The following is a 25,679-nucleotide window of genomic DNA, read 5'->3' on the forward strand; positions in this document are numbered from 1 at the left end:
TGGGCCAGGCGTTCAGGGCCAGCGTGCCGTGCACACCGCCTCGACCGCGGATCGATGACCGTCAGACGACGGAGAGAGGACGCGGTGTCATTAAGCGTCTCGGCGTGCCGGGGATAAACCTGAGAGTGCCCCAAGGATATATCTGTAATTGCTGGTCCATAAGCCAGATTTAGCCGTAGGAAATGCCTTCGCCTGACGTCGTATCCGATACCGCTATAGCGAAAGGCTTACACAAGCTGAGGAACTTGGCTCTAGGTTGAGACACGTCGGCGCGGTACATTGGATCCATCAACTGCAGCAACGGACCGCTGCAGGATCAAGGATGATCGACCGTTGCCAGGCATTGGCGGCCAACAGGAAGTTGGACGGTGTTGCACAAACCCGCTTCGGCGGGTTTTTTATTGCCTGGGGTTTGGCGAAGGGCCTTTCCGTAGGCATTCTTTTCCCGAATCTGTACGACGTTTCGACCAAATGTTGTTTCCCGATGGAATTTCCGGCGCTCGCGCTGCTCACAGTACGGACTACACCCGAGTCCAGGACAGGGCCGGCCGGGCAGGCATGGGAAATAATTATTGTGGATGTGGCGCAAATGGCAGCAGACGTACCGAACAAAAGACTCATTCTGGTAGTTGAGGACGAGGAAATCATTCGCGACTTCGTCTGCGAGATCCTCGAGGATGAAGATTTCAAGACCTTTGCGCTGGAGAGTGCCGACGAGGCTGCGAAGTACCTCGAGAGCAACTCGGACGACGTGGCGCTCCTCCTCACCGATATCCTGATGCCGGGTCAGTTGAACGGTGCCGATCTGGCGAACCTGTCGGGCAACAAATATCCGCACATCCCGATCCTCATCATGTCAGGTCACGAGACACCCGAGAGCTCTGGCGTCGTTCACCCGGTCGTGTTCATTCGCAAACCCTGGAGTTTCGGCCAGCTTTTACAAGGCGTTAACAAGGCCTTGGGCTACGACAAACACGACAGCCAGTAGCCTCAGCGGTCAGGCTCACACCCCTTGAGCACCAGCCGGATAATGGTTTGGGCCGCCGCTTCGTAATCAGCGTCGTCCAGGCTGGCCTTACCCGTGACCGTTGAAATCTGCCAGTCGAAATCGGCGTAGGTCTGGGTCGCGGCCCAGATGCTGAACATCAGGTGATGAGGGTCGATCGGCGCGATCAGGCCATCGTCGATCCAGCCCTGGATGCACTCGATGTTGTGCCGGGCCTGTCCATTCAGTTGCTCAACCTGTTCGGGCGTCAGATGCGGCGCGCCGTGCATGATCTCGCTGGCGAACACCTTTGAAGCGAAGGGCAGATCGCGGGAGATGCGGATCTTCGAGCGGATGTAGCTCGTCAACACCTCGGCCGGCACCCCCTCACGATTGAACGGCGTCGACGCCTGCATGATCGGCTCGATGATGCTTTCGAGCACCTCGCGATACAGGTTGTCCTTCGATTTGAAGTAGTAATAGACGTTGGGCTTGGGCACACCGGCCTTGGCGGCGATGTCGCTGGTCTTGCTGGCGGCGAATCCTTTGTCGGCAAATTCTTCACTGGCTGCGCGCAGGATCAGTTCTTTGTTGCGCTCGCGGATGCTGCTCATAAACCGGTATGTCCTTGCCTGCTCGGCGGTGGCGAATGTTAGCACCGGCCTCGTCGCAGGCTCAACATCGCCACTCCCGCGCCACGACATCCCTTTCCCGCACCGGCTTGCCACTGTCGGGACCGCGCGCCAGTGGTATTGTGTGGCGGATGGCTGTACCGAGAGTTGTACCGGGAGTATTAACAGAGCAGCACTATCAGAACTGGCGCCTTATCAAGGCTGAACGCGTATTCGGTGGCGAGGTGTCGGCAGCATGAACAGCCCATTGTTTTCCAGCGTCGTTGCGTATGCCCAGCATTGCGAGCGGCAACTGGTGGAAATCCTGCACCGCCGGCCGACGCTCGACCGGCAGCAGGTCATGACCTGGGTCGACGAGCAGAGTCATGCGATGAAAGACCGGGATCCCCTCGACCTGTTGCGCTCGCTGAACGCAAGGGTGCGAGCGGGCAAGCCGCTGCCGTGGGAAGGGCATTCCTGAGAGGGTAACCCTGGCCGCGTTTGCCTGTGACCGTTGAACATCAGCCTGTGTAGCGAGGGTTGAAGTGCTTCGGTCCCAGGCAAGCGCGCCTTAGTTCGATGGAGCGCGTGCCCTTACTTGTCGCTGATCGCCGCGTAGGCCGGCGCGGGCTTGCGGTTGTAATACATGGCGGTGCCCACCAGCAGCACGAGAATGCCCAGCAGTACCATCGAAGAACCTACCGTGCCGAAGTCCAGCCCGCCTTTTTCATGGGGTTTGGTCAGCACGTCACCCAATGTCGCCCCGAACGGGCGAGTCAGCACGAAGGCGATCCAGAACAGCGCCACCGAAGACAACCGGGTGGTGTAGTGAAGCACCACGACCACGGCAATCGCCGAACCGATCAGCAGTGCCCCGCCCATGAATCCCAACCCCGAGTCATCCGCCAGGAAGTCGCCCAGCGCAGTGCCCAGGGTGTTCGAGAACAGGATCGCGAACCAGTAGAACAGCTCGGCTTTCAGCGTGGTGACACGGCTGACCGACAAAGATCTTTCGCTCCAGTACCAGGCCGTGAAGATAGCCAGCAGGATCGCCACGAGAATGGCCGAACCTGCCGCATAACCGAGGCCCAGTGTGCGGTCCATGAAGTCGGACATGGTGGTGCCCGCCGTGCTGGTGGAAAGAATCACCAACCAGTACAGCGCCGGGTTATAGCGTTTGGAGGCCAGTTGTGTGATGAGCGTGACGACAAACACGCTAATCAAGATAAGGGAGCTGATCAGATAACCCACGTCGAGGGTCATCGACAGCAAGTCACCTGCTGTTTCGCCTAACGTGGTGGCACAGATTTTCATGACCCAGAACGCGAGCGTGATCTGCGGAAGTTTGTTCATTGTAGTTACCGGGTGGTTCAGACAGGGAGGTTCGAGTGTCTGCCCGACAGTGGCCGACGGTGCCCATGATCCCGGAGCGGAAGTTAAAAATCGGTCGTATCAAAATGAAAAGCGCATGAATTGCCCGGAGCGTAATGCCCCGGACATTCTGCAGTGGACGCCTCGTGCCAACGGCCAGTGGGGCTTCCCGTCAGCCCCGCGTCGCGGCGATCAGAAGAACACTTTCACCAGCAAACTGGCGGTGTTCTGGTCGGTATCGAAAGAGCGCGTGTCGTTGATGCCGTACTTGTTGCTCCAGTAGTCGTACTCGACGCCCACATACAACTGCCGGTCCGGAAGATTAAGCGCCTTGCCCAGGTCGTATTTGATCTGCGGGTTGAAGTGCAGGTTGGAGTGGTAATCGCCTTTGCTGTTGGACTGTTTGTTGTCCACGACCCAGTCCATGAAGCCGTCGATAAGAATGTCCGACTTGCCCACCGGAATCGTGTAAGACCACACCGGGGTAATCTGCCAGGCACCGTAACCGGCGCGGTGGCCGTCGTTGTAACGCTTGTAGAAGTTCAGCTGGAAGTAATCGAAGCCGGGGATCTTCAAGTCAAAACCCGGGCCGATCAGGTACGACTCGACATCGCCCTCGCCAAACTCATAAGTGGTTGCCAGCAGCACGTCCGTAATAGGCCCCAGCTGGAATTTCTGATCGAAAATCTTGCCCATGGACAGGCGAGGGGAAATCTCCCCGTACGTCGAGGCGTTACCCAGGCCGCCGTCTTTCTTGCCGTTGTAATTGATGTAATCGAGGAAGACGAAGTTGTCGCCGTATTTCCAGCCGTCGGCATGTTCGTAGGTGAACGTCTGCTGGTTCTCAGGGTTCACGGCGAAGTTCTTGCCGTAGAGGTAAGTCAGGCTGTTGCTCTGCCACTGCAGCAGATCACCCGACATGGCCGGCGCGGCGGCAAGCAGGCAACTGGCGGCCATCAGGCTGGAAAGCGTGCGGTTCATGTAATTACTCCCTTGGATTGACGTCGTGGTTTTTTGCGAACTGACGCTCTGTTATGGCGCCTTGGTTTTAATTAACTAAGTTGTCTGTTTGGTCAGCTTTGAGTGGATAGCAAGAGCTGAGCCAACACCTTGAAAAAAGACAAAAAAGTCCTGCCAGCTGTTTAAAGAACAGTCGATGGGTCGATTTATCGATGCCGTTTGGAAGATGCACAGGCTGATCGGAGAGTTGTCCGGTCAGTCAGGTTAGTTGCAGGGTTGTTATTGGACTGAATTCGAGCGGCGGCGGAGGATACTGACTCGCGCAGCCGTGCTCAAGTGCTCTGTGACAGAGCACTCCCGTCGAAAACAGGGCAACCACCCCTCAGTGTGAATGCAGCGGCCCGGCCATCGCCGCCCGGTCGGCACCGCCGAGCACGTTGAACAGCAGGTTCAACAACACCGCGCTCAATGTCGCCATGGCGATGCCGCTGTGGGTGATCGGCCCCATCCACTGCGGCAGCTGGCTGAAGAACTCCGGCCGCACCACCGGGATCAGGCCCATGCCGATGCTCACCGCGACCAGCAGCTGATTGCGCCGATCGGCGATGTCCGCTTCCTGGAGGATCTTGATCCCGGTGGCGGCGACCATGCCGAACATCGCGATGGCCGCGCCGCCCAGTACCGCAGGCGGAATCGAGGCCACCAGATAAGCCGCTTTCGGCAACAGGCTGAGCACGATGAGAAAACCGCCCGCGACGATGGTCACCGAGCGGCAGCGCACCCCGGTCATCTGCACCAGGCCGATGTTCTGCGCAAACGAGGAGTGGGTGAAGGTGTTGAGAAAGCCCGCGAGAAACGAGGCGGCCGCGTCGCACAGCAGGCCCCGGCGCAGCATGCCCGGCGTGACTTCGCGGTCGGTGATCTTGCCCAGCGCGAGGAACATCCCTGTGGATTCGACAAAGATAATCACCACCACCAGGCACATCGACAGAATCGGCGCGAGGCTGAATTGCGGCAGGCCGAAGTGCAGGGGCGTGACCACCTTCAGCCATTCGGCCTGACCCAGGCCACTGAGGTCGACCATGCCGATGAAGCCGGAGAGGATGTAGCCCAGGCCCATGCCGATCAGCACGGAGATATTCACCCAGAACCCGCGCATGAAGCGGTTGATCAGCAGGATGGTCAGCAACACCAGCGCTGCGACGCCGAGGTAAACAGGGTTACCGAAGCTCACCGCCTTGCTGCCGCCGCCCGCCCAGTTGACCGCCACCGGGAACAGCGACAGGCCGATGGAAGTGATCACGGTGCCGGTCACCAGCGGCGGAAAGAAGCGTACGATTTTCGACATGAACGGCGCGATCAGCATGCCGAAGAAGCCCGCCGCGATGGTCGCGCCGAAGATGCCCGGCAGGCCGACGCCGCTCATCCCGGCCATCGCCACCATGCTGCCGACCGCGGCGAAACTGGCGCCCATCATGATCGGCATGCGGATGCCCAGCGGACCGATGCCCAGGGATTGCACCACCGTGGCAATGCCGGCGACCAGCAGGTCGGCGTTGATCAGAAAGGCAATTTCTTCCCGGGAAAGCCCGGCGGCCTGGCCGATGATCAGCGGCACCGCAACGGCACCGCCGTACATCAACAGGACGTGTTGCAGGCCCACCAGAATCAGTTGCAGCAAGGGCAGGGGCTGTCGTGGCGGCGCGGCAGGGATGCGCGCGTGAGTTGACTCGGACATGCAACACCTCATTTGTTTTTATTTTGGGGTTGAAGCTTTGAATCGGGTGAAGCAGCAAGCCTCAAGCTAAAGCGGATCGCGTACTGCCTTGGCTTGGAGCTTGCTGCTTGAAGCTTGGAGCTGCTTAGTTCGTCTGCGCCCCTTTATCGATCCATTGCCCCAGCAGGTCACGTTCCTGTTGGGTCATCTGGGTGATGTTGCCCAGCGGCATGATCTGCGCGGTCACGGCCTGGGCCTGAATGCGCGGGGCGAGTTGCTGGATCTGTTGCGGCGTGTCGAACATGATCCCGGCCGGCGCGCTGCTGAACAGCGGGCTGGTGGGTTTGGCGGAGTGGCACACGGTGCAGCGCTCCTGAATCACGCTGTGGACCTTCTCGAAATCCACGCCGCCGGTGCTGGCTTGCGCCGGTTGCGCTTCGGCCGTTGCGGCAGCGGCAGGGGCAGCGATAGTGGCTGGAGCTGCTGGGGCCGGAGCAGGCGCTGGCGCGACTTCAGGCTTGGGCTCATCAGCGCGATGACCGCCAATGGCCGTCCCCGGCAATGGCTGGTACTGGATTTTCTCCGCCACGTCCGGGCCGCGAGGCATTTGCGCAGGACCGGTGACGTAGGCCAGGCACATCATCCCCAGCGCACCGACCGGCAGGGCCCAGGCGTATTTGTGACTGTTGTGACGGGTGTTGAAGAAGTGACGGACCAGCACCGCACACACCGCGATCCCGGCGAGGATCAGCCAGTTGTACTGACTGCCGTAGGTGCTCGGGAAGTGGTTGCTGATCATGATGAACAGCACCGGCAGGGTGAAGTAGTTGTTGTGCCGTGAACGCAGCAGGCCTTTGGCCGGCAGCGACGGATCCGGCGTGCGGTTCTCGGCGATGGCGGCAACCAGCGCGCGCTGGGCCGGCATGATGATGCGCAGCACGTTGCCGACCATGATGGTGCCGATGATCGCACCGGTGTGCAGGTAAGCCGCCCGTCCGCTGAACACCTGGCTGAAGCCGAAGCAGGCCGCGATGACCAGCACGAACAGCACCAGGCCCAGCAGGGCAGGGCGCTTGCCCAGCGGCGAATCGCAGAGGATGTCGTAGATCGTCCAGCTGGCGATCAATGAGCCGACGCCAATGGCGATGCCTGCGCCGCCGCTCAGCGTGCTGCCGGGTGCCAGCAGGTAAAGGGTGGGGTTGGAATAGAACACGATGCACAGCAGCGCGACGCCCGACATCCAGGTCCAGTAGGCTTCCCATTTGAACCAGTGCAGGTCGTCCGGCATGGCCGGCGGCGCCAGTTTGTACTTTTCCAGGTGGTAGATACCGCCGCCGTGAATCGCCCAGAGGTCGCCCGACAGACCGTCACGGGGGTTGGCGCGGTTGAGGTTGTTCTCCAGCCAGACGAAATAAAAGGACGCGCCGATCCAGGCGATCCCGACGATCATGTGAATCCAGCGCACGCCCAGATTCAGCCATTCCATCAGATGTGCAGCCACAGTCTTTACCCTTTGCCTTCCACCGCTTAACGGGTGGTCGGGCCCTTCTTATAGTTGGGGATCGAGAACCATCTTCTGACTCTCTTCGAAGAAATGCTCATCGCAGTTATTGCCACTGCCACTGCGATCAACCACCAGGAAGTCATCCCGCTTTTCGATCGTCAGCACCGGGTGGTGCCAGACGCCGCGATGGTAATTAACACCCTGCCTGCCATTGGTGATGAAGGCGCGGGTCAACTCGGGTTCAGGTGCATCGCCAAGTGGCGCGACCACGACCAGAAAAGGATGGCCGAGCAGCGGAATGAAGGCCTGGCTGCCCAGCGGATGGCGCTCCAGCATGCTGATGGTCAACGGCATGTCCAGCGCCTCGGCGCGGAAGATGCTGATGATCGCCTTGTCGTCCGGCGTCGCCGTTTCGACCTCGGCCAGACGGTGAAAGCGCATGGTCGAGCCGTTGTTGATCATGAAATGATCGCTGCCATCGGTTTCGATGACATCGCCGAACGGGGCGAAGGCTGCCTTGGTCAACGGCTCGATGATCAGTGTGCGCATGCGGGGTCTTCTTTCTCGTTATTCGTAAATGAAAACACTGTGGTATTTGGTCTACGCAATCTTTTGTAGGAGCGTGGCTTGTCCCGCGATCTGGCGCGAAGCGTCAGCAAGACCGGCGCACGCGGTGTATCAGACAGAGCGCAGTTGCCGCTATTGCGACGACTTCGTCGCCGATCGCGGGACAAGCCACGCTCCCACAGGTCAGGTGTTATCTCGCGACCTTGCCCAACACCCGCAACCGGCTCACGCCACCGTCCGGGAACACGTTCAGGCGGATATGGGTAATCGGCCCCAGCGCCTTGATCTGCTCAACGAAGGTGTGTTCGGCGTGCATTTCCAGCTTCTGGCTCGGCAGCAGTTCGCGCCAGAACAGGCTTTGGGTTTCGATCTGGCTGTCGGTGCCGCCTTTGACGAACGCTGCCTGAATCGAGCAGCTGTCCGGGTAGTTGCCCTTGAAGTGCAGGGTGTCGACGACGATCTGCTCCACTTCACCGGCATGCCCCAGCGCCACGATCACCCAGTCATTGCCAGGGGTGCGGCGACGTGCGGTTTCCCAGCCGTCGCCCATGTTCACGCCACGGCCCGGGTTGAGGATGTTGCTCATGCGCCCGAAATGCTCGTCGGAGCAGGCCAGCGCACGACCACCATTCAGCGCAGCGGCCAGGTCGATCTGCTCGTTGTCACCCACCGCCGACCAGTCCCGATGAGGCACGCCGTACACCCGCAGACGCGCCACGCCGCCGTCCGGGTAAATATTGAAACGCAAGTGGCTGTACGCCTTGGCGTCCCCGATCTCATGGTAATGGTGGCTGTCGCCCTTGAGCTCCACGGCCGGCAGCACTTCGGTCCACTCGGTGTGCTCGTCCGGCTCGCCCGACGCCAGGAAGCAGGCTTCCAGCGAGGCCGATGGCGGGTAGTTGCCGGTGAAAAACGAGGTGTCGATGTCCACTCCCTTGATCGAACCGGCGACGCCCAGACGAATCACGGCACTGTCGTAACCTTCGAAGCGCTTGCGGCGCGACTCCCAGCCGTCCATCCACTTGCCGTTGTCGTCGAACACGCCCTCTTTCCAGACCGCAGGGGTCGGCTGGAACAGGCGGTTGGCGTCGGCGAACCAGTCATCGGTAACGGACAGGATCTTCGTCCCCAAGCGCGCATCGGCCAGGTTGACGAACTTCTCGAAGGGTGCGGCGTAAGCTTTCATTCTTTTTGTCTGCCTTTGGTAGTGGGCGTGGGAAAGGTCGGTCAGAGGGCTTGCAGGCGGAACATCGCGATCTTGTTGATCTCGTCGAGGGCGCAGGCAAACTCGGCGTCTGCCGGGTTGTGAATGCGCGTCTCGAAGGCCGCGAGGATCTGATGCCGGTTGCTGCCTTTCACCGCCATGATGAAGGGGAACGCGAACTTCGCTTTATAGGCGTCGTTCAGCTCGGTGAAGCGCTGAAACTCTTCGGCCGTGCATTGGTGGATACCGGCGCCAGCCTGTTCAGAGGTACTGGCTTCGGTCAGTTGGCCTTGCACGGCGGCTTTGCCGGCAAGGTCCGGGTGAGCGTTGATCAGCGCCAGTTGCGCGGCGTGATCAGCACTCAACAGGGTGTCGCTCATGCGTGCGTGCAGCGCCTCGATGTCATCGAGCTCATGCAGCTGGCCTTGGTCCCAGGCCTGTTCGGCGACCCAGGGCGAGTGTTCGTAGATGTCGGCGAAAGTGCGGACGAATTCATCGCGGCTGAGCGAAGAGGGCGTCAGGGTCTGAAAGCGGCTCATTCGGCGGCTCCGTTGAGGGGATGGACGTCATGCCAGTGCCGTGCGATCTCGACTCGGCGGGCGAACCAGACCTGCTCGTGGCCTTTGACGTACTCAAGGAAACGCTGCAGGGCGGCCAGCCGGGCAGGGCGGCCAATCAACCGGCAGTGCAGGCCGATCGAAAGCATCTTCGGCGCCTCGGCCCCTTCGGCGTAGAGCACGTCGAAGGCGTCTTTCAGGTAGTCGAAAAAGTCGTCGCCCTTGTTGAAACCCTGCACCTGGGTAAAGCGCATGTCGTTGGTGTCCAGCGTGTAGGGGATCACCAGGTGCGGCTTGCCGGTGGGGGTGTTCGGCTCCCAGTAGGGCAGGTCGTCGTCGTAGGTGTCGCAGTCGTAGAGAAAACCGCCTTCTTCCATCACCAGCCGCCGGGTGTTGGGGCCGGTGCGCCCGGTGTACCAGCCCAGCGGACGTTCGCCGGTGAGCTCGGTGAGGATGCGGATGGCTTCGAGCATGTGCTCGCGTTCCTGCGCCTCGTCCATGTTCTGGTAGTCGATCCAGCGATAGCCGTGGCTGCAGATCTCATGGCCGGCGTCGACCATGGCGCGGATTACGTCCGGATGACGCTGGGCGGCCATGGCCACGGCGAAGACCGTCAGCGGGATATCGAATTGTTTGAACAGCTTGAGCACGCGCCACACGCCGGCGCGGCTGCCGTATTCGTAGAGCGATTCCATGCTCATGTTGCGCTGGCCCTGCAGCGGTTGCGCGGCGACCATTTCGGAGAGGAACGCTTCGGACTCCTTGTCGCCATGCAGAATGTTGCGCTCGCCGCCTTCCTCGTAATTGAGCACAAACGACAGCGCGATACGGGCGTTGCCTGGCCAGCGGGGATGGGGCGGGTTACTGCCGTAACCGATCAGGTCGCGTGGGTAGTCGGCGCTCACTGCAATCTTCCTTATCTACATGTGTTCTGTGGCGGTGGTCGTCAGGCCGATGTATCCGGGTGCCGCGACGGTCGCTGCGATGGTGAGATTGTATACAACTTTATTTACAACTTGTAACCCTGTTTTTTCATTCCACCCCACTCTGAGCCACGCTGTATCACCGTGCAAGAAACCTGCCTGAGTGGTCAGATAAAGCGCTCATCAGGTTGTCGCTTTGCGGCCTGCACTGATTTTCAGGGCGAAGGCCCGCAGCGGACAAGTGATGGAAATTTAGCTGATTTAAATTGTGTACAATCCGAGAATAAACTGTCTTAATCCTGCTCATGTCTTACCACTGACGCCCCTTGCGGGTGCAGGCCATCTCTCTATTTCTCACTGAATGAGGCAACGACACGCCATGGGACGACTCACCACTCACGTGCTGGACGCTGCACATGGCTGCCCCGGCAGCTCAATCCACGTCGCACTTTATCGGGTCGAGGGCGACCGGCTGGAGAAAGTCGCCGAGGCGGTCACCAATAGCGACGGCCGCTGCGACGCACCGCTGTTGCAGGGCGATGACTACCGATCTGGCGTCTATCAGTTGCAGTTTCAGGCCGGCGAGTACTTTCGTGGCAAAGGCGTGCAGTCCGCCAAACAAGCGTTTCTCGATGAAGTGGTGCTGCGCTTCGGCATCGACGCCGGGCAAGACCATTACCACGTGCCGCTGCTGATTTCGCCCTACAGCTATTCGACTTATCGCGGCAGCTAGATCGCTGCCGCGTGTTGCTCCCCGCGTTCCTCTTGCCCGCCCCACACTGCGGGCTTTTTTTTGCTCTGTTTTCCTGTTGCTGAACTCAGCGGCTGATCAGGGCGACGGTGCCAGCAGTTCCAAACAGACCGGCGCTGATGCGGTTGAACCAGGTCTGGCCCTTGCCCGTGCGCAGATAGCGGGCCGCGCCCTGGGCGCTGAGGCCGTAGAACAACTTGCAGCTCAGGTCGAGGACGGTCCAGGTGATGATCATGGTGATCAACTGGCCGAAGAACGGCTCATCCGCCTTGAGAAACTGCGGCAGAAAGGCAGCGAAAAACAGGATGTCTTTCGGGTTGCTGCCGCCCAGCACGAACGCGCGCCAGAACAGTGAGCCGAAAGCGGGTTTGCTGGTGGCCTCGGGCACTTCGGCTGCGGTGGCGGGCCGGCGCGACTGCTTCCAGCTTTGCCAGGCCAGGTAGAACAGGTACAGACCGCCGATGATCTTCAAGGCGCTGAACAACTGTTCGGACGCCAGCAGCAAGGCGCCCAGTCCCAGGGCCGAGGCGCTGAGCAGGCAGATCGACGCGCAGACGCCGCCAAGGAAGGCGGGGTAGGAGCGCAGCAGGCCGTAATTCAGGCTGTTGCCGATCATCAGCAGTGACAGCGGCCCGGGAATCAGAATGACCACCAACGCCGCGCCGCTGAACAGCAGCCAGGTTTCCAGTGTCATGGGGTGTTCTCCTTGTTTATTTGAAAGCAGAAAAACGCCGCTGGCTGGGCTGCGTCATGTCTTGTGCGCGTTCGACCTGTAGGAGCCGGCTTGCTGGCGAATGCGATGCGACGGCCACGGATGTGCCGTCTGACACATCGCGTTCGCCAGCAAGCCGGCTCCTACGGGGCGTGTGTATCACTCGGCCATTCAGGGCCAGTTTGTGATCTACGCAGTCTCACAAAAACACGAACTTGGCGATGAAGATTGCGCACAGCACCCACAGGCTGATGGAGATTTCCCGATGGCGGCCGGTGCCGGCCTTGAGCACCACGTAGGTGATGAACCCCAGGGCAATCCCGTCCGCGACCGAAAACGTCAGCGGCATCATGATCGCCGTGACGATCGCCGGAATGCTGTCGGTGGCTTCGTCCCAGTCGATATGCGCCATGCCGCCCATCATCAGCATCGCCACGTAAATCAATGCACCTGCGGTCGCGTAAGCGGGAATCATGCCAGCCAGCGGGGCGAAGAACATCGCCGCCACGAACAGCACGCCCACGGTCACGGCGGTCAGACCAGTCCGACCCCCAGCCGCCACGCCCGAGGCGCTTTCCACGTAGCTGGTGACCGGCGGCACACCGACCATCGCGCCGAACACGCTGGACGCGCTGTCAGCCTTCAAGGCCCGCGAGAGGTTCTCGATGCGGCCGTCCTCGCGCACCAAACCGGCGCGCTGTGCCACACCCATGAGCGTGCCGGCCGTGTCGAACATGTGCACGAACAGAAATGCCAGCACCACGCTGATCATGCTCACGTTGAACACTCCGGCCAGGTCCATTGCCATCCAGGTCGGCGCCAGGCTCGGCGGCGTGGAGAAAATGCCGTTGTAATGCACCAGCCCCAGGCCCCAGCCGGCCAGCGTTACCGTGATGATGCTGATGAGGATCGCGCCGAACACCCGGTGATAGCTGAGCACGGCAATCATCAGAAAGCAGATGGCGGCGAGCAGCGGGCCTGGTTCGCGCAGCGAGCCAAGCTTGATGAGCGTCGCCGGGCTGTCCACTACGATACCGGCGGTCTTCAGGCCGATCAGCCCGAGAAACAGCCCGACCCCCGCGCCCATGGCGTACCGCAGGCTGACCGGGATGCTGTTGAGCAGCCATTCGCGGATACGTGACAGGGTCAGGAACATGAAGATCACGCCCGAGACGAATACCGCGCCCAGCGCCGTTTCCCAGCTGTAGCCCATGGTGCCGACCACGGTGTAGGTAAAGAACGCGTTCAGGCCCATTCCCGGCGCCAGGCCCACCGGCCAGTTGGCGTACAGTCCCATCAACAGGCAACCCAGCGCGGCGGCGATGCAGGTCGCGACGAAGGCTGCGCCATGATCAATGCCGGCGTCGGCCATGATGTTGGGGTTGACAAAGATGATATAGGCCATGGTGATGAAGGTCGTGAGCCCTGCCAGCAGCTCGGTTCGGACGGTCGTGCCGTGCAGGCTGAGCTTGAAGAGGCGTTCAAGCAGGCCTTTGCGCGGCAGCGTGAGATCCAGCGGCGTGGCTTCGGTTTTGCGACTTTCCACAGTGAAATCCTCGGGACGTTTTTGTTGTTATTACAAAGCCGGTTGCCGGCTCCGGGAGGCGGATGGACCTGTCAGGCTGATTAGTTGACTGAAAGGTCAGAAACGTGCACGAAGGGATTATGCTTTTGTATACAAATAATGCAAATAATGTTTTCGATCCTGTGCTGAATATTTGTCGGATTGTGTGCATAACGCCCCGTCATTTCGGGGCCTGTGCAGACTTTGCCGGCTGTGTACAATGCGCCATTACTTTTACTGTGACTTTGCCGGGATATCTGCTATTGGTTGCTCCAACAGTGGTCGTACCCGCCCTGATCACGGCAAGGCCCCGCGCCGGATTCTGTTACCACGAGTGCCCATGAACGATCAGCTGCAACCTCTCAAGAAACACTCACGCACGGCCAAATCCGGCCGCAGCGGCACCCAGGACGACATCGTCTACGCGCACATTTTCGAGGCCATTCTCGAACAGCGTCTGGCGCCCGGCACCAAGCTGAGTGAAGAAGCCCTGGGTGAAATCTTCGGCGTCAGCCGCACCATCATTCGTCGCGCACTCTCGCGCCTGGGCCACGAAGGCGTGGTGCTGCTGCGCCCGAACCGTGGCGCGGTGGTGGCCAGCCCGAGCGTCGAAGAGGCACGACAGGTGTTCTTCGCCCGGCGTCTGGTGGAGAAGGCGATCACTGAGCTGGCGGTCGAGCACGCCACGGCGGAACAACTCAGCGAGTTGCGCCAGATGGTCAGCGACGAGCGCGACAGTTTTTCCAAAGGGGATCGCGGGGCGGGTATTCGTCTGTCGGGAGAATTCCATCTGAAGCTGGCGGAAGCGGCGAAAAACGCCCCGCTGATCAGCTTCCAGCGCAGCCTGGTGTCACAGACCTCGCTGATCATCGCCCAGTACGAAAGCGGCAACCGCTCGCACTGCTCGTACGATGAACACACCCAGCTGATCGACGCCATCGAAGCCCGCGACGCAACGTTGGCGGTGAGCCTGATGATGCATCACATGGATCACATCGACAGCAAGCTCAACCTCGACGAAGACAGCGCCTCCGACGACCTCCACGCCGTGTTCTCGCACCTGATGCTGCCCAAGAAAAAGGCAGGGCGCAGCACCGCGGTCTGAATGTGGGAGTGAGCTGCCTTACGAATGCGGTGGGCCAGCAGTATTTAAGCTGACTGACAGTCCGCCTTCGCGAGCAAGCTCACTCCTACCATTTCGTACCCGCCTCCAAAATCCGTGTCGAACGCAAATCTCCAGTAGGAGCGTGGCTTGTCCCGCGATCGGCGGGGAACCCGTCGTATACCCGTTGCGGCACTGAGTCAGAGCCGGATTTGCTGCCGGTTCCCGGCAGATCGCGGGACAAGCCACGCTCCTACAGGTGCAGCGGCGCTTTCAAGCCACGCTCCTACGGGTGCCGCGGCGCTTTAGCGCTTATGCACCAACGCCCCCGCCGAATACGTTTCGCTCACGGTCCGGTCATCCCCCAGGGTCATCAACACAAACAACCGCTCTTCGATGCTCGTGGCCTGACTCATGCGGTAGGTCAGCAGCGGCGTGGCGTTGAGGTCCAGCACCACGAAGTCTGCCTCGCTGCCCGGCTGCAGGTTGCCGATCTTGTCTTCCAGGCGTAGCGCCCGTGCCCCGCCCAGTGTTGCCAGGTACAGCGATTTGAACGGGCTCAACTTGGCGCCCTGCAGCTGCATGACCTTGTACGCCTCGTTCAACGTGTGCAGCAGCGAGAAACTGGTGCCAGCACCGACGTCTGTTCCGAGTCCCACATTGACCTTGTGCTTTTCCGCCATCGGCAAGTTGAACAGCCCACTGCCGAGGAAGAAGTTGGACGTCGGGCAAAAGGCGATGGCTGACCCGGTTTCTGCCAGGCGCTCACACTCCTGGTCGCACAGGTGCACGCCATGGGCGAACACCGAGCGCTCGCCGAGCAGGTTGAAATGGTCGTACACGTCCAGGTAGTTCTTGCGCTCCGGGAACAGCGCCTTGACCCATTCGACTTCCTTCAGGTTTTCACTGATGTGGGTCTGCATATACAGGTCGGGGTATTCGGTCAGCAACTGGCCGGCGAGGATCAATTGTTCAGGTGTACTGGTCGGGGCGAAGCGCGGGGTGACGGCGTAATGCAGGCGGCCCTTGCCGTGCCAGCGCTCGATCAGCGCCTTGCTGTCGACGTAGCTGGATTCAGCGGTGTCCACCAGATAATCCGGCGCGTTGCGGTCCATCATCACCTTGCCGGCGATCAGGCGCAGATTGAGCTTTTCCGCCGCACTGAACAGCGCTTCCACCGACTCCTTGTGACGACTGCCGAACACCAGCGCGGTGGTGGTGCCGTTGCGCAGCAATTCCTTGAGAAAGATGTCGGCCACCTGCGCCGAATGCTCGGGGTCTTCGAACTGTTTCTCGCAGGGAAAGACGTAGGTGTTCAGCCAGTCGAGTAACTGCTCGCCGTAGGACCCGACCATGCCGGTCTGCGGCAGGTGGATATGGGTGTCGATGAAACCGGCGGTGATCAGCGCGTCGTTATAGGTCACGATTTCAACATTGTCGGCGAGGGTCCCCAACAGGTCGTCGGCATTGCCGAGGGCGAGGATCTTGCCGTTTTCGACCAGCATCAGGCCGTCTTCGAAATACTCGTACGACGCTTCCACGGCCACTTCGGCAGGGTCGGCGATGCTGTGAATGATGGCGGCGCGGTAGGCTTTTCTGGTGGTGCTGATATCAGAGGTCATGTCAGTTGATCGTTCTTCCGGGATTCATTGGGCCTGGCTGCGGCGGGACACCGGCAGCAGCTTGGCGACAGGTTCGGCGGTGGTGCTTTGCTCGCCGAAATGAGCGTTGTAGGTGGCGATCACTTCGCCGGCGATGGACACGGCGATTTCCATGGGCAATTTGCCTTTGACTTCGGTCAGGCCCATGGGGCAAAGCATCCGCTGCACCACAGCGGCGTCGAAGCCACGATCACGCAGGCGATGCTCGAACTTAACGCGTTTGGTCTTCGAGCCGATCAGGCCGAAATAGCTGAAGTCGCCCCGCTTGAGAATGGCGGCGGCGAGTTCCAGGTCCAGCTGATGATTGTGGGTCATGACGATGCAATAGCTGCCGGCGGGGAGGTTATCGACTTCTTCGATGACGTCCTCGCTGAGGATCTGCGTCACGCCTTCCGGCATGTGCGCGGGAAACTCGGCCTCGCGGGAATCGATCCAGCGCACGCGGCAGGGCAGGCTGGCGAGCAGCGGCACCAACGCCCGCCCGACGTGGCCGGCACCGAACACCGCAATGTGCGCCTGGGGCTGGCCCATGGGTTCGAACAGCAACACGTTCACGCCGCCGCAGCACTGACCCAGGCTGGCGCCGAGGCTGAAGCGCTCCAGACGGGTTTGCTGGCTGCCGCTGGCGAGCATCTCCCGGGCGATTTCCATGGCTTTGTATTCCAGGTGACCGCCGCCGATGGTGTCGAAGATCCGTCCGGCGCTGACGACCATTTTCGAGCCGGCATTGCGCGGCGTCGAGCCACGCTCCTCGATGATGGTCACCAGCACGCAGGCCTCGCCCAAGTGCTGCAAGTCGGCGAGGGCGCTGATCCAGTTATTCATGTGATTCTCCTCAAGCATCGATCGTAGCCATGTTGATCGTACCCAAGCTCTGCGTGGGCACGCCCTCCATGACGCTCCGCGTCGCCTAGTCGACGCGGAGCGTCGCGGGCTGCATTCCCACGCGGAGCATGGGAACGATCTAAACGATCTACACCGGCGAACCCGCCAGCTCATGGGCGACACCTTCCGCTTCCGGCGCCGCAACCCGCAACGCGCGCATCTGCTCACACCCCCACAACACCCGTTCCGGGGTCGCCGGCGCGTCGATTTTCGGCTGATGCCTGTAATCGCCCAGACTCGCCACCGCGTCCTTGATCGCGCACCACGCAGCGATGCCCAGCATGAACGGCGGTTCGCCCACGGCTTTGGAGTGGAACACCGTGTCTTCCGGGTTCTTGCGGTTCTCCACCAGCTTCACCCGCAGGTCCGCCGGCATGTCGGCCACGGCCGGAATCTTGTAGCCGGCCGGACCGTTGGTCATCAGCTTGCCCTTGTCGTTCCAGACCAGTTCCTCGGTCGTCAGCCAGCCCATCCCTTGAATGTAGCCGCCCTCGACCTGGCCGATGTCGATGGCCGGGTTAAGCGAGGCGCCGACGTCATGAAGAATGTCCGTGCGCAGCATTTTGTATTCGCCGGTCAGGGTGTCGACCAGCACCTCGGTACAGGCCGCGCCGAAGGCAAAGTAATAGAACGGCCGGCCGCGCGCCTGGCTGCGGTCATAGAAAATCTTCGGCGTCTTGTAATAGCCGGTACTCGACAGCGACACCTGGCCCATCCACGCCTGCTGCGCGAGCGTGTCGAAGCTGATGACCTGCTCGCCGACGCGCACGTGACCGTTGCGAAACTCGACCCGCGACTCATCGCACTGGTAATGCTTCGCCGCGAATTCCACCAGCCGCTGCTTGAGGATTTCTGCAGCGTTCTGCGCCGCCTTGCCGTTCAGGTCGGCGCCGCTTGAGGCCGCCGTCGGCGAGGTGTTCGGCACCTTGTCCGTGTTGGTCGCGGTGATCTGCACGCGATCGATGTCGACCTGAAACACCTCAGCCACCACTTGCGCCACCTTGACGTTCAGACCCTGGCCCATCTCGGTGCCGCCGTGATTGAGATGGATGCTGCCGTCGGTGTAGATGTGGATCAGCGCGCCGGCCTGATTGAGGAAACTGGCGGTGAAGGAAATGCCGAATTTCACCGGGGTCAGCGCCAGGCCTTTCTTCAGAATCGGGCTGTTGGCGTTGTAGGCTGTGATCGCTTTGCGCCGCTCGGCGTAGTCACTGCTTTCCTCAAGCTCGGCGGTCATTTCTTCGAGCATGTTGTGCTCGACGGTCTGGTAGTAGTGGGTGACGTTGCGCTCGGTCTTGCCGTAGTAGTTGGCCTTGCGCACCGCCAGCGGATCCTTGCCCAGATGCCGGGCGATGGCGTCCATCACTTCTTCGATGGCGACCATCCCCTGGGGGCCGCCGAAGCCGCGGTAGGCCGTGTTCGACGCGGTATTGGTCTTGCAGCGATGGCCGTTGATCGTGGCGTCGCCCAGGTAATACGAATTGTCGGCATGAAACATCGCCCGGTCGACGATGGACGCCGACAGATCAGGCGAGTAACCGCAGTTGCCCGCCAGCTCCAGCTGAATGCCGTGCAAGCGTCCGTCGGTGTCGAAGCCCACGTCGTACTCGACGTAAAACGGGTGCCGCTTGCCGGTCATGATCATGTCTTCCATGCGCGGCAGGCGCATTTTGGTCGGCTGGCCGGTCAGGCGCGCCACCACCGCACACAGGCACGCGGGGCTCGCGGCCTGGGTTTCCTTGCCGCCAAAGCCGCCGCCCATGCGGCGCATGTCGACGACGATCTTGTTCATCGACACATCCAGCACTTCGGCGACGAGCTTCTGCACTTCAGTCGGGTTCTGCGTCGAGCAATAGACGATCATGCCGCCGTCTTCCGTGGGCATGACCGACGAAATCTGCGTCTCCAGGTAGAAGTGTTCCTGACCGCCGATGTGCAGCGTGCCCTGAATCCGGTGGGGAGCGGCCGCCAGCGCCGTCGCCGAATCACCGCGCTGGTGGGTGTGGCTGTCGAGCACGAAATGCTTGTTGCGGTAGGCCTGAACCACGTCGAGCACCGGTTCCAGGTCTTCGTATTCGATGATTGCGGCCATCGCCGCCTTGCGCGCGGTTTCCAGATCCCGAGCGGCCACGGCAATCACCGGCTGACCGACGAACTCCACCGTATCGATGGCCAGCAACGGGTCGCCGGGCAGCAGCGGGCCGATGTCCTTGAGGCCGGGAATGTCTTCGTGGGTGATGGCGATGCGCACGCCGTCGAAGGCGTAGCAGGGCGACACGTCGACGCGAACGATGCGCGCGTGGGCCCGGTCGGACAGCCGCGCATACACATGCAGCTGATTGGGGAATTCAAGACGGTCGTCGATGTAGATCGCTTCGCCGGAGACGTGCTTGTCGGCGCTGTCGTGCTTGACGCTGCGGCCGACGCCGGTGGTCAGGTCCTGTTGAAACAGGGCGACCATTTCTTCCTGGGACCTGGCTGAATGATGATTAGACATAAGCTGTCACCCGCGTCTGGATATGAGGCGTTTGCACTTCAATGAAGTATTTGCGCAGCAGGTTCTGCGCGCTGAGCAGGCGGTATTCCTTGCTGGCGCGGAAGTCCGTCAGGGGCGTGAAATCTTCGGCCAGTGCGGCGCAGGCGCGCTCGATGGTGGCCGTTGTCCAGGGCTGGCCGATCAGCGCCTGTTCGCAATGGGCCGCGCGCTTGGGGATCGCCGCCATGCCGCCAAACGCCGCGCGGGCGTCAACGATGGCGCCGTTTTCGACGTGCACGCGAAACGCTGCGCAGACCGCCGAGATGTCGTCGTCCAGCCGTTTGGACACCTTATAGGCGCGAAACGTCTGCCCGGCGTTGGCGCGGGGCACGATGATGCGCTCGATGAACTCGCTTTCCTGACGCACCGTCACCCGGTAGTCGATGAAGTAATCCTCCAGCGCCAGGGTGCGGGTCTGATCGCCCTTGCGCAGCACGATCTTCGCGCCCAGGGCGATCAGCAGGGGCGGGGAGTCGCCAATCGGCGAGGCGTTGCCGATGTTGCCGCCGAGGGTGCCCTGATTGCGGATCTGCAGCGATGCAAAACGGTGCAGCAATTCACCGAAATCCGGGTACTCGCGGCTCAGTGCTTCGTAGCAATCGGTGAGGGCCGTGGCCGCGCCGATCTCGATGCGGTCTTCGAAGTGCTCGACCTTCTTCATCGCCGCAATATTGCCGACGTAGATCATCACCGGCAGCGGGCGATGGAATTGCGTCACTTCAAGGGCCAGATCGGTGCCGCCGGCCAAGAGACGGGCCTGGGGATAGGCGTCGTAGAGGTCGGCCAGATCGGCGACGGTCAGCGGCACCAGGCAGCGCTTGTCGCCGCTGTTCAGTTCGCCTGTCTGCGTCGGTGCGATGGCCTTGAGGCGGGCGATGGTCTGAGCTTTCAGGGCGTCGAACTGGTCCGCTTGCGGCTGAGCGCAGCTTTGCTCGGCTGCCGCGAGGATCGGTCGATACCCGGTGCAGCGGCACAGATTGCCGGCCAGGGCTTCGTGGGCCTGGGCATGTTTTGTTTCAGAGGAGGCGGATTCGGCGCTGTTCTTTTGCAGCGCGAACAGCGACATCACAAAGCCCGGCGTGCAGAAACCGCACTGGGAACCATGGCAGTCGACCATCGCCTGCTGCACGCTGTGCAAGCGGCCCTGATGCTTGAGGTCTTCGACGCTGATCAATTGCTTGCCGTGCAGCGAGGCCACGAAGGTCAGGCAGGAATTGAGGCTGCGATAACTCAGCTGCTCCCGGCCTGCCGCGTCGGTGGTCAGCTCGCCAACGACCACGGTGCACGCGCCGCAGTCACCACTGGCACAGCCTTCTTTGGTGCCGGATTTATGCAGGTGCTCGCGCAGGTAGTTGAGCACCGTCACATTGGGGTCCAGAGCCTGTTCGGTTTTCAGCTCTTGGTTCAGGAGAAACTGGATCACGGGTCGCGCCTCGTTCTTGTCGTTAAAAAGCACTGGTCACAGCTGCCGGCGGATGGGTCATCGAACATGTCGATGAATCTATCAGCTCTGACTATTGGGTCAATTAATTTCTGACTCAAAGGTCAAGAAATTCATTATTTCCTGAAATTGCCGATAACCCGCCTGACAATGATGTTTAAAGACTGTGTGCTCGTGATCGGAACATGTCCGTGTTTCTGCTTAATTCGTGCCAGTTTCCACAGTATGGCCCTGCGCCACAGACCTGCAGTGCGATACACTCCGCCGCTTGTTTGCGACCAAAGAAGTTGAAGGTAAGAAATGACGTTCAAGGCACCTGACAGCCTCGCCGAGCAGATCGCTCACCACCTTGCCGAGCGCATCATCCGCGGCGAACTCAAGCCAGGGGAGCGGATTCAGGAGCAGAAGGTCACGGCCGCGCTGAACGTGAGCCGGGGCTCGGTGCGCGAGGCGTTGCTGATCCTCGAACGCCGCCATCTGATCGTGATCCTGCCCCGTCGCGGCGCGCAGGTGTCGGTCCTGACCCCGCACAACATCACCAGCCTCTGCGCCCTGATGAGCGAGATGTACATCCTCCTCGGCCTGGCCGTGGCGCGCAGCTGGAAGGAGCCGGTCGACCTGGCGGCGTTCCAGCAGATCCAGCAGCGGCTCATCGCCAGTTGCGAACGCCAGGACGTCAAAGGCTTCGTCGAAGAGAGCTTCAACGTGATGCGCGCGGCCTATCCGTTCGCCAACAACCCATACCTGGAAGAGACCGTCGAGAACCTGCAGCCGTCCATGAGCCGCTTCTACTTCCTCGCCCTGGACCAGCGCCAGGCGGAAATGAGCGAATACCTGACCCTTTTCGGCCAGTTGCTCGAAGCGGTGGTAGCCCGGGATCTGGCGCGCATCCGCGACGTGCTGACCCGCTACGCCGAGCGCAGCTGCCAATCGGTGTTGTCTGCCCTGGCGGCCAGCTGATTCATGCGCCTCAAATGCATCAGGCTGGCGGGATTCAAATCGTTCGTCGACCCGACGACGGTGAACTTCCCCAGCAACATGGCGGCCGTGGTCGGCCCCAATGGATGCGGCAAGTCCAACATCATCGACGCGGTGCGCTGGGTCATGGGCGAAAGCTCGGCCAAGAACCTGCGCGGCGAGTCGATGACCGACGTCATCTTCAACGGCTCCACCAGCCGCAAACCGGTCAGCCAGGCGAGCATCGAGCTGGTTTTCGATAATTCCGACGGCACCCTGGTCGGCGAATATGCCAGCTACGCGGAAATTTCCATTCGTCGCAAAGTCACCCGCGACAGCCAGAACAGCTATTACCTGAACGGCACCAAGTGCCGCCGCCGGGACATCACCGACATCTTCCTCGGCACCGGCCTGGGCCCGCGCAGCTACTCGATCATCGAGCAGGGCATGATCTCCAAGCTGATCGAAGCGAAGCCCGAAGACCTGCGCAATTTCATCGAAGAAGCCGCGGGCATTTCCAAGTACAAGGAGCGCCGCCGCGACACGGAAAACCGCATTCGTCGCACCCACGAAAACCTCGCGCGCCTGACCGATTTGCGCGAAGAACTGGGTCGTCAACTGGAGCGCTTGCAGCGTCAGGCCCAGGCGGCCGAGAAATATCAGGAATACAAAGCCGAAGAGCGTCAGCTCAAGGCGCAACTGTCTGCGTTGCGCTGGCAGGCGCTGAACGAGCAAGTGGCCCAGCGCGAATCGGTGATCGGCAATCAGGAAGTCGGCTTCGAGTCACTGGTCGCCGACCAGCGCAGCGCCGACGCGGCCATCGAGCGTCTGCGCGACGGTCATCACGACCTGTCCGAGCGATTCAATCTGGTGCAGGGGCGTTTCTATTCCGTGGGCGGCGACATCGCCCGGGTCGAGCAGAGCATTCAGCACGGCCAGCAACGCTTGCGTCAGTTGCAGGATGACCTGCGCGAAGCCGAGCGCGCGCGCCTGGAGACCGAGTCCCACCTGGGCCACGACCGCACGCTGCTGGCCACATTGGGCGAAGAGCTGGAGATGCTCGAGCCGGAGCAGGAAATCACCCTCGCGGCGGCCGAAGAATCCGCCGCCGCGCTGGAAGACGCCGAAACCGCCATGCACGGCTGGCAGGAACAGTGGGACGCCTTCAACCTCACGTCCGCCGAACCCCGGCGTCAGGCAGAAGTCCAGCAGTCGCGCATTCAGCAGTTGGAAACCAGCCTGGAGCGCCTGGCCGAGCGTCAACGACGTCTGGGTGAAGAGCGCCAATTGCTCGCGGCTGACCCCGAAGACGCGGCGATTCTCGAACTCAGCGAGGACCTCGCCGCGCGGGAAATGGCCTTTGAAGAGCTGACCGCCGAAGAAGAACAATTGATCGAGCACCTTGAGCAGCTGCGCGTCGATCTGCAACAGGCCACCCAGGCGCAACAACAGGCCCAGGGCGATCTGCAGCGGTTGAACGGTCGCCTCGCTTCGCTTGAAGCCCTGCAACAGGCGGCACTTGATCCGGGCACCGGCACCGCCGAATGGCTGCGCGATCATCAGCTCAGCGAACGTCCGCGTCTGGCCGAAGGGCTGCGGGTCGAGGCCGGCTGGGAAATGGCCGTGGAGACCGTGCTGGGCGCCGACCTGAATGCGGTGCTGGTGGATGATTTCGCCGGCCTTGATCTGGCCGGATTCAGTCAGGGCGACCTGCGCCTGGTGAGTCCCGGCGCTGACGTCATGCGGATCCCCGGCAGCCTGCTGGACAAGGTCGATACGCAGGTCGATCTGACCCACTGGCTGGGCCAGGTCAAACCCGTTGAAACCCTCGATGACGCGCTGTCGCTGCGCAGCCAACTGGGCGCCGGTGAGAGCCTGATCAGCCGCGACGGCTACTGGGTCGGTCGGGATTTCCTGCGCGTGCGCCGTGCCAGCGAAGCCGAAAGCGGCGTGCTGGCGCGGGGGCAGGAATTGCAGCGCCTGGAAGCCGAGCGCGAAGAACGCGAAGCGACCTTGGCCGCGCTGGACGAGCAGCTGTCGACCCAGCGCGAGCAGCAGCGCCTCCAGGAAGACAATCGCGAGCAATTGCGCCGTCGCCTGCAGGACGAAGCCCGTCAGCAGAGCGAGCTCAAGGCGCAGCTGTCCGCCGCCAAAGCCAAGGTCGAGCAGTTGACCCTGCGCCGCACCCGGCTCGACGAAGAATTGACCGAGCTCGCCGAACAGCGGGCCATGGAGCAGGAAACCCTCGGCGAATCCCGCCTGCAGTTGCAGGACGCCCTCGACAGCATGGCCCTGGACACTGAACAGCGCGAGTTGCTGCTCGCTCAACGCGACAGCCTGCGCGAGCGTCTGGACCGGGTGCGTCAGGAGGCCCGCCAGCACAAGGATCACGCCAACCAGTTGGCCGTTCGCCTGGGTTCGTTGCGCGCGCAGCATGATTCCACGCGCCAGGCCCTGGAGCGTCTGGAGATGCAGTCCGAGCGCCTGACCGAGAAGCGCGAGCAACTGAGCCTGAATCTGGAGGAGGGCGCCGCGCCGCTGGAAGAACTGCGCATGAAGCTCGAAGAGCTGCTGGAAAAGCGCATGGTGGTCGACGAGGAGATGCGCACCGCCAAGAACGCCCTGGAAGACGCCGACCGCGAACTGCGCGAAGCCGAGAAGCGTCGCAACCAGGCCGAGCAGCAATCGGCTTTGTTGCGTGGGCAACTGGAGCAGCAGCGCCTGGAATGGCAGACCCTGACCGTGCGACGCAAGGCACTTCAGGAGCAACTCCACGAAGACGGCTACGACCTGGACGGCGTGCTGGCCACCCTGACTGCCGAAGCCAACGAGAAAGACGCCGAAGAAGAACTCGAACGCATCGCCGCGCGGATTCAGCGTCTGGGCGCCATCAACCTGGCGGCCATCGACGAGTTTCAGCAGCAGTCCGAACGCAAACGCTACCTGGACGCCCAGGACGCCGATCTGGTCGAAGCGCTGGACACGCTGGAAAGCGTGATCCGCAAAATCGACAAGGAAACCCGTAATCGCTTCAAAGAGACCTTTGATCAGATAAACAGCGGAATTCAGGCACTTTTTCCAAAAGTTTTCGGTGGCGGCAGCGCTTACTTGGAACTGACGGGCGAAGATTTACTCGATACAGGGGTGACGATCATGGCGCGTCCTCCCGGCAAGAAAAACAGCACGATCCATTTGCTGTCCGGGGGTGAGAAAGCCCTGACCGCGCTGGCGCTGGTTTTTGCCATCTTCAAACTCAACCCGGCGCCGTTCTGCATGCTCGACGAAGTCGATGCGCCGCTGGACGACGCCAACGTGGGGCGCTACGCCCGGTTGGTCAAAGAGATGTCGCAGACGGTGCAGTTCATCTACATCACCCACAACAAGATCGCCATGGAAATGGCTGACCAGTTGATGGGCGTCACCATGCACGAACCGGGTTGTTCAAGGCTGGTGGCGGTGGACGTAGAGGAGGCGATGGCGCTGGTGGAGTCGTAGCAGGATGCGCAGTTGGTCGCGTGGCGATCAGGCAGATTTGCAGGGAAAAGTGGCGCACGGGCGTCCAGTACAGGAACCACCGTTGCAGCGTGACAGATGCTTGTGACCTGCCAGATGTAACAGACGGTGTAAAGTTGCCTTTGGTCGTGCTAGCTTAATGTCCACTTTTCCATTTC

The 25,679-nt window shown here is 61.3% G+C and carries 21 protein-coding genes; 6 read left to right on the plus strand and 15 right to left on the minus strand.

What is annotated here, in order from left to right; translation table 11 throughout:
• Positions 1-589 precede the first annotated feature (589 nt).
• Positions 590-988, plus strand: a complete 399-nt coding sequence (locus tag ACQKEN_RS06950; RefSeq protein ID WP_133775977.1) for a response regulator — start codon at positions 590-592, stop codon at positions 986-988.
• A 2-nt stretch (positions 989-990) separates the two neighbouring features.
• Here ACQKEN_RS06950 and ACQKEN_RS06955 read toward each other — a convergent pair whose 3' ends face one another.
• The gene (locus ACQKEN_RS06955; protein WP_122537323.1) at positions 991-1,599 is read right to left on the minus strand and encodes a TetR/AcrR family transcriptional regulator; all 609 of its coding nucleotides are present in this window, start codon (positions 1,597-1,599) and stop codon (positions 991-993) included.
• 253 nt (positions 1,600-1,852) lie between these two features.
• On the opposite strand from ACQKEN_RS06955, the gene ACQKEN_RS06960 reads away from it, so the two are divergent.
• Entirely contained in the window at positions 1,853-2,077 is a 225-nt protein-coding gene (locus tag ACQKEN_RS06960) for a hypothetical protein (protein ID WP_065988731.1), read from the plus strand.
• Between the two features lie 113 nt (positions 2,078-2,190).
• Here ACQKEN_RS06960 and ACQKEN_RS06965 read toward each other — a convergent pair whose 3' ends face one another.
• The 8 genes from ACQKEN_RS06965 to puuE form a co-directional block, all read right to left on the minus strand.
• A complete protein-coding gene (locus ACQKEN_RS06965; protein ID WP_427684649.1) occupies positions 2,191-2,949 on the minus strand; it encodes a hypothetical protein in 759 nt (252 codons plus the stop codon).
• A 210-nt stretch (positions 2,950-3,159) separates the two neighbouring features.
• Positions 3,160-3,948, minus strand: a complete 789-nt coding sequence (locus ACQKEN_RS06970) for an outer membrane protein OmpK (RefSeq protein WP_427684651.1) — start codon at positions 3,946-3,948, stop codon at positions 3,160-3,162.
• A gap of 361 nt (positions 3,949-4,309) precedes the next feature.
• Positions 4,310-5,665 (minus strand): nucleobase:cation symporter-2 family protein, encoded by a 1,356-nt coding sequence (locus tag ACQKEN_RS06975; protein ID WP_427684653.1) that lies wholly within the window; start codon positions 5,663-5,665, stop codon positions 4,310-4,312.
• Positions 5,666-5,789: 124 nt separating this feature from the next.
• The gene (locus ACQKEN_RS06980) at positions 5,790-7,145 is read right to left on the minus strand and encodes a urate hydroxylase PuuD (protein ID WP_427684654.1); all 1,356 of its coding nucleotides are present in this window, start codon (positions 7,143-7,145) and stop codon (positions 5,790-5,792) included.
• A 48-nt stretch (positions 7,146-7,193) separates the two neighbouring features.
• Positions 7,194-7,697 carry an ureidoglycolate lyase gene (locus ACQKEN_RS06985; RefSeq protein ID WP_074889347.1) on the minus strand — a complete coding sequence of 168 codons (504 nt, stop codon included), beginning with the start codon at positions 7,695-7,697 and terminating at the stop codon, positions 7,194-7,196.
• Positions 7,698-7,905: 208 nt separating this feature from the next.
• Complete coding sequence (gene alc / locus ACQKEN_RS06990; RefSeq protein WP_427684657.1) at positions 7,906-8,901, minus strand: allantoicase; 996 nt, start codon at positions 8,899-8,901, stop codon at positions 7,906-7,908.
• A gap of 41 nt (positions 8,902-8,942) precedes the next feature.
• Entirely contained in the window at positions 8,943-9,458 is a 516-nt protein-coding gene (uraD, locus tag ACQKEN_RS06995; protein ID WP_427684658.1) for a 2-oxo-4-hydroxy-4-carboxy-5-ureidoimidazoline decarboxylase, read from the minus strand.
• Positions 9,455-10,381, minus strand: coding sequence for an allantoinase PuuE (gene puuE / locus ACQKEN_RS07000; RefSeq protein WP_427684660.1), 927 nt, complete (start codon positions 10,379-10,381; stop codon positions 9,455-9,457). Before puuE ends, uraD begins: the two co-directional genes overlap by 4 nt.
• Positions 10,382-10,778: 397 nt before the next feature.
• Between puuE and uraH the strand changes: the two genes are divergently transcribed.
• Positions 10,779-11,132, plus strand: a complete 354-nt coding sequence (gene uraH / locus ACQKEN_RS07005) for a hydroxyisourate hydrolase (protein ID WP_427684662.1) — start codon at positions 10,779-10,781, stop codon at positions 11,130-11,132.
• 85 nt (positions 11,133-11,217) lie between these two features.
• On the opposite strand, the gene ACQKEN_RS07010 is transcribed toward uraH, so the two are convergent.
• Both ACQKEN_RS07010 and ACQKEN_RS07015 read right to left on the minus strand, forming a co-directional pair.
• A complete protein-coding gene (locus tag ACQKEN_RS07010) occupies positions 11,218-11,844 on the minus strand; it encodes a LysE family translocator (RefSeq protein WP_427684664.1) in 627 nt (208 codons plus the stop codon).
• 217 nt (positions 11,845-12,061) lie between these two features.
• Entirely contained in the window at positions 12,062-13,408 is a 1,347-nt protein-coding gene (locus tag ACQKEN_RS07015) for an NCS2 family permease (RefSeq protein WP_282372148.1), read from the minus strand.
• Positions 13,409-13,766: 358 nt separating this feature from the next.
• Between ACQKEN_RS07015 and ACQKEN_RS07020 the strand changes: the two genes are divergently transcribed.
• Positions 13,767-14,531: a GntR family transcriptional regulator gene (locus ACQKEN_RS07020; RefSeq protein ID WP_427684666.1), complete on the plus strand. Its 765-nt coding sequence runs from the start codon at positions 13,767-13,769 to the stop codon at positions 14,529-14,531.
• A gap of 302 nt (positions 14,532-14,833) precedes the next feature.
• Here the strand turns inward: ACQKEN_RS07020 and guaD are convergent, their stop codons facing one another.
• From guaD to xdhA, 4 genes are all read right to left on the minus strand, one after another.
• A complete protein-coding gene (guaD, locus tag ACQKEN_RS07025; RefSeq protein WP_427684668.1) occupies positions 14,834-16,150 on the minus strand; it encodes a guanine deaminase in 1,317 nt (438 codons plus the stop codon).
• A 24-nt stretch (positions 16,151-16,174) separates the two neighbouring features.
• The gene (gene xdhC / locus ACQKEN_RS07030) at positions 16,175-17,014 is read right to left on the minus strand and encodes a xanthine dehydrogenase accessory protein XdhC (RefSeq protein WP_427684670.1); all 840 of its coding nucleotides are present in this window, start codon (positions 17,012-17,014) and stop codon (positions 16,175-16,177) included.
• Positions 17,015-17,162: 148 nt separating this feature from the next.
• The gene (gene xdhB, locus ACQKEN_RS07035) at positions 17,163-19,571 is read right to left on the minus strand and encodes a xanthine dehydrogenase molybdopterin binding subunit (RefSeq protein WP_427684672.1); all 2,409 of its coding nucleotides are present in this window, start codon (positions 19,569-19,571) and stop codon (positions 17,163-17,165) included.
• Complete coding sequence (xdhA, locus tag ACQKEN_RS07040) at positions 19,564-21,033, minus strand: xanthine dehydrogenase small subunit (protein WP_427684673.1); 1,470 nt, start codon at positions 21,031-21,033, stop codon at positions 19,564-19,566. The genes xdhB and xdhA overlap by 8 nt, the downstream gene beginning before the upstream one ends.
• A 318-nt stretch (positions 21,034-21,351) precedes the next feature.
• Between xdhA and ACQKEN_RS07045 the strand changes: the two genes are divergently transcribed.
• The gene (locus ACQKEN_RS07045) at positions 21,352-22,011 is read left to right on the plus strand and encodes a GntR family transcriptional regulator (RefSeq protein ID WP_133775840.1); all 660 of its coding nucleotides are present in this window, start codon (positions 21,352-21,354) and stop codon (positions 22,009-22,011) included.
• 3 nt (positions 22,012-22,014) lie between these two features.
• Positions 22,015-25,503 (plus strand): chromosome segregation protein SMC, encoded by a 3,489-nt coding sequence (smc, locus tag ACQKEN_RS07050; protein WP_427684674.1) that lies wholly within the window; start codon positions 22,015-22,017, stop codon positions 25,501-25,503.
• Positions 25,504-25,679: the final 176 nt, after the last annotated feature.

This window comes from Pseudomonas sp. NPDC078416 (genome assembly GCF_050268485.1).
Classification (GTDB): domain Bacteria; phylum Pseudomonadota; class Gammaproteobacteria; order Pseudomonadales; family Pseudomonadaceae; genus Aquipseudomonas.

Excerpts from the sequence above, each read along its gene's own strand:
- ACQKEN_RS06950 (WP_133775977.1), top strand. The coding sequence starts at position 590 with ATGGCAGCAGACGTACCGAACAAAAGACTCATTCTGGTAGTTGAGGAC.
- ACQKEN_RS06955 (WP_122537323.1), bottom strand. The coding sequence starts at position 1,599 with ATGAGCAGCATCCGCGAGCGCAACAAAGAACTGATCCTGCGCGCAGCC.
- ACQKEN_RS06960 (WP_065988731.1), top strand. The coding sequence starts at position 1,853 with ATGAACAGCCCATTGTTTTCCAGCGTCGTTGCGTATGCCCAGCATTGC.
- ACQKEN_RS06965 (WP_427684649.1), bottom strand. The coding sequence starts at position 2,949 with ATGAACAAACTTCCGCAGATCACGCTCGCGTTCTGGGTCATGAAAATC.
- ACQKEN_RS06970 (WP_427684651.1), bottom strand. The coding sequence starts at position 3,948 with ATGAACCGCACGCTTTCCAGCCTGATGGCCGCCAGTTGCCTGCTTGCC.
- ACQKEN_RS06975 (WP_427684653.1), bottom strand. The coding sequence starts at position 5,665 with ATGTCCGAGTCAACTCACGCGCGCATCCCTGCCGCGCCGCCACGACAG.
- ACQKEN_RS06985 (WP_074889347.1), bottom strand. The coding sequence starts at position 7,697 with ATGCGCACACTGATCATCGAGCCGTTGACCAAGGCAGCCTTCGCCCCG.
- alc (WP_427684657.1), bottom strand. The coding sequence starts at position 8,901 with ATGAAAGCTTACGCCGCACCCTTCGAGAAGTTCGTCAACCTGGCCGAT.
- uraD (WP_427684658.1), bottom strand. The coding sequence starts at position 9,458 with ATGAGCCGCTTTCAGACCCTGACGCCCTCTTCGCTCAGCCGCGATGAA.
- uraH (WP_427684662.1), top strand. The coding sequence starts at position 10,779 with ATGGGACGACTCACCACTCACGTGCTGGACGCTGCACATGGCTGCCCC.
- ACQKEN_RS07010 (WP_427684664.1), bottom strand. The coding sequence starts at position 11,844 with ATGACACTGGAAACCTGGCTGCTGTTCAGCGGCGCGGCGTTGGTGGTC.
- ACQKEN_RS07020 (WP_427684666.1), top strand. The coding sequence starts at position 13,767 with ATGAACGATCAGCTGCAACCTCTCAAGAAACACTCACGCACGGCCAAA.
- guaD (WP_427684668.1), bottom strand. The coding sequence starts at position 16,150 with ATGACCTCTGATATCAGCACCACCAGAAAAGCCTACCGCGCCGCCATC.
- xdhC (WP_427684670.1), bottom strand. The coding sequence starts at position 17,014 with ATGAATAACTGGATCAGCGCCCTCGCCGACTTGCAGCACTTGGGCGAG.
- xdhB (WP_427684672.1), bottom strand. The coding sequence starts at position 19,571 with ATGTCTAATCATCATTCAGCCAGGTCCCAGGAAGAAATGGTCGCCCTG.
- ACQKEN_RS07045 (WP_133775840.1), top strand. The coding sequence starts at position 21,352 with ATGACGTTCAAGGCACCTGACAGCCTCGCCGAGCAGATCGCTCACCAC.
- smc (WP_427684674.1), top strand. The coding sequence starts at position 22,015 with ATGCGCCTCAAATGCATCAGGCTGGCGGGATTCAAATCGTTCGTCGAC.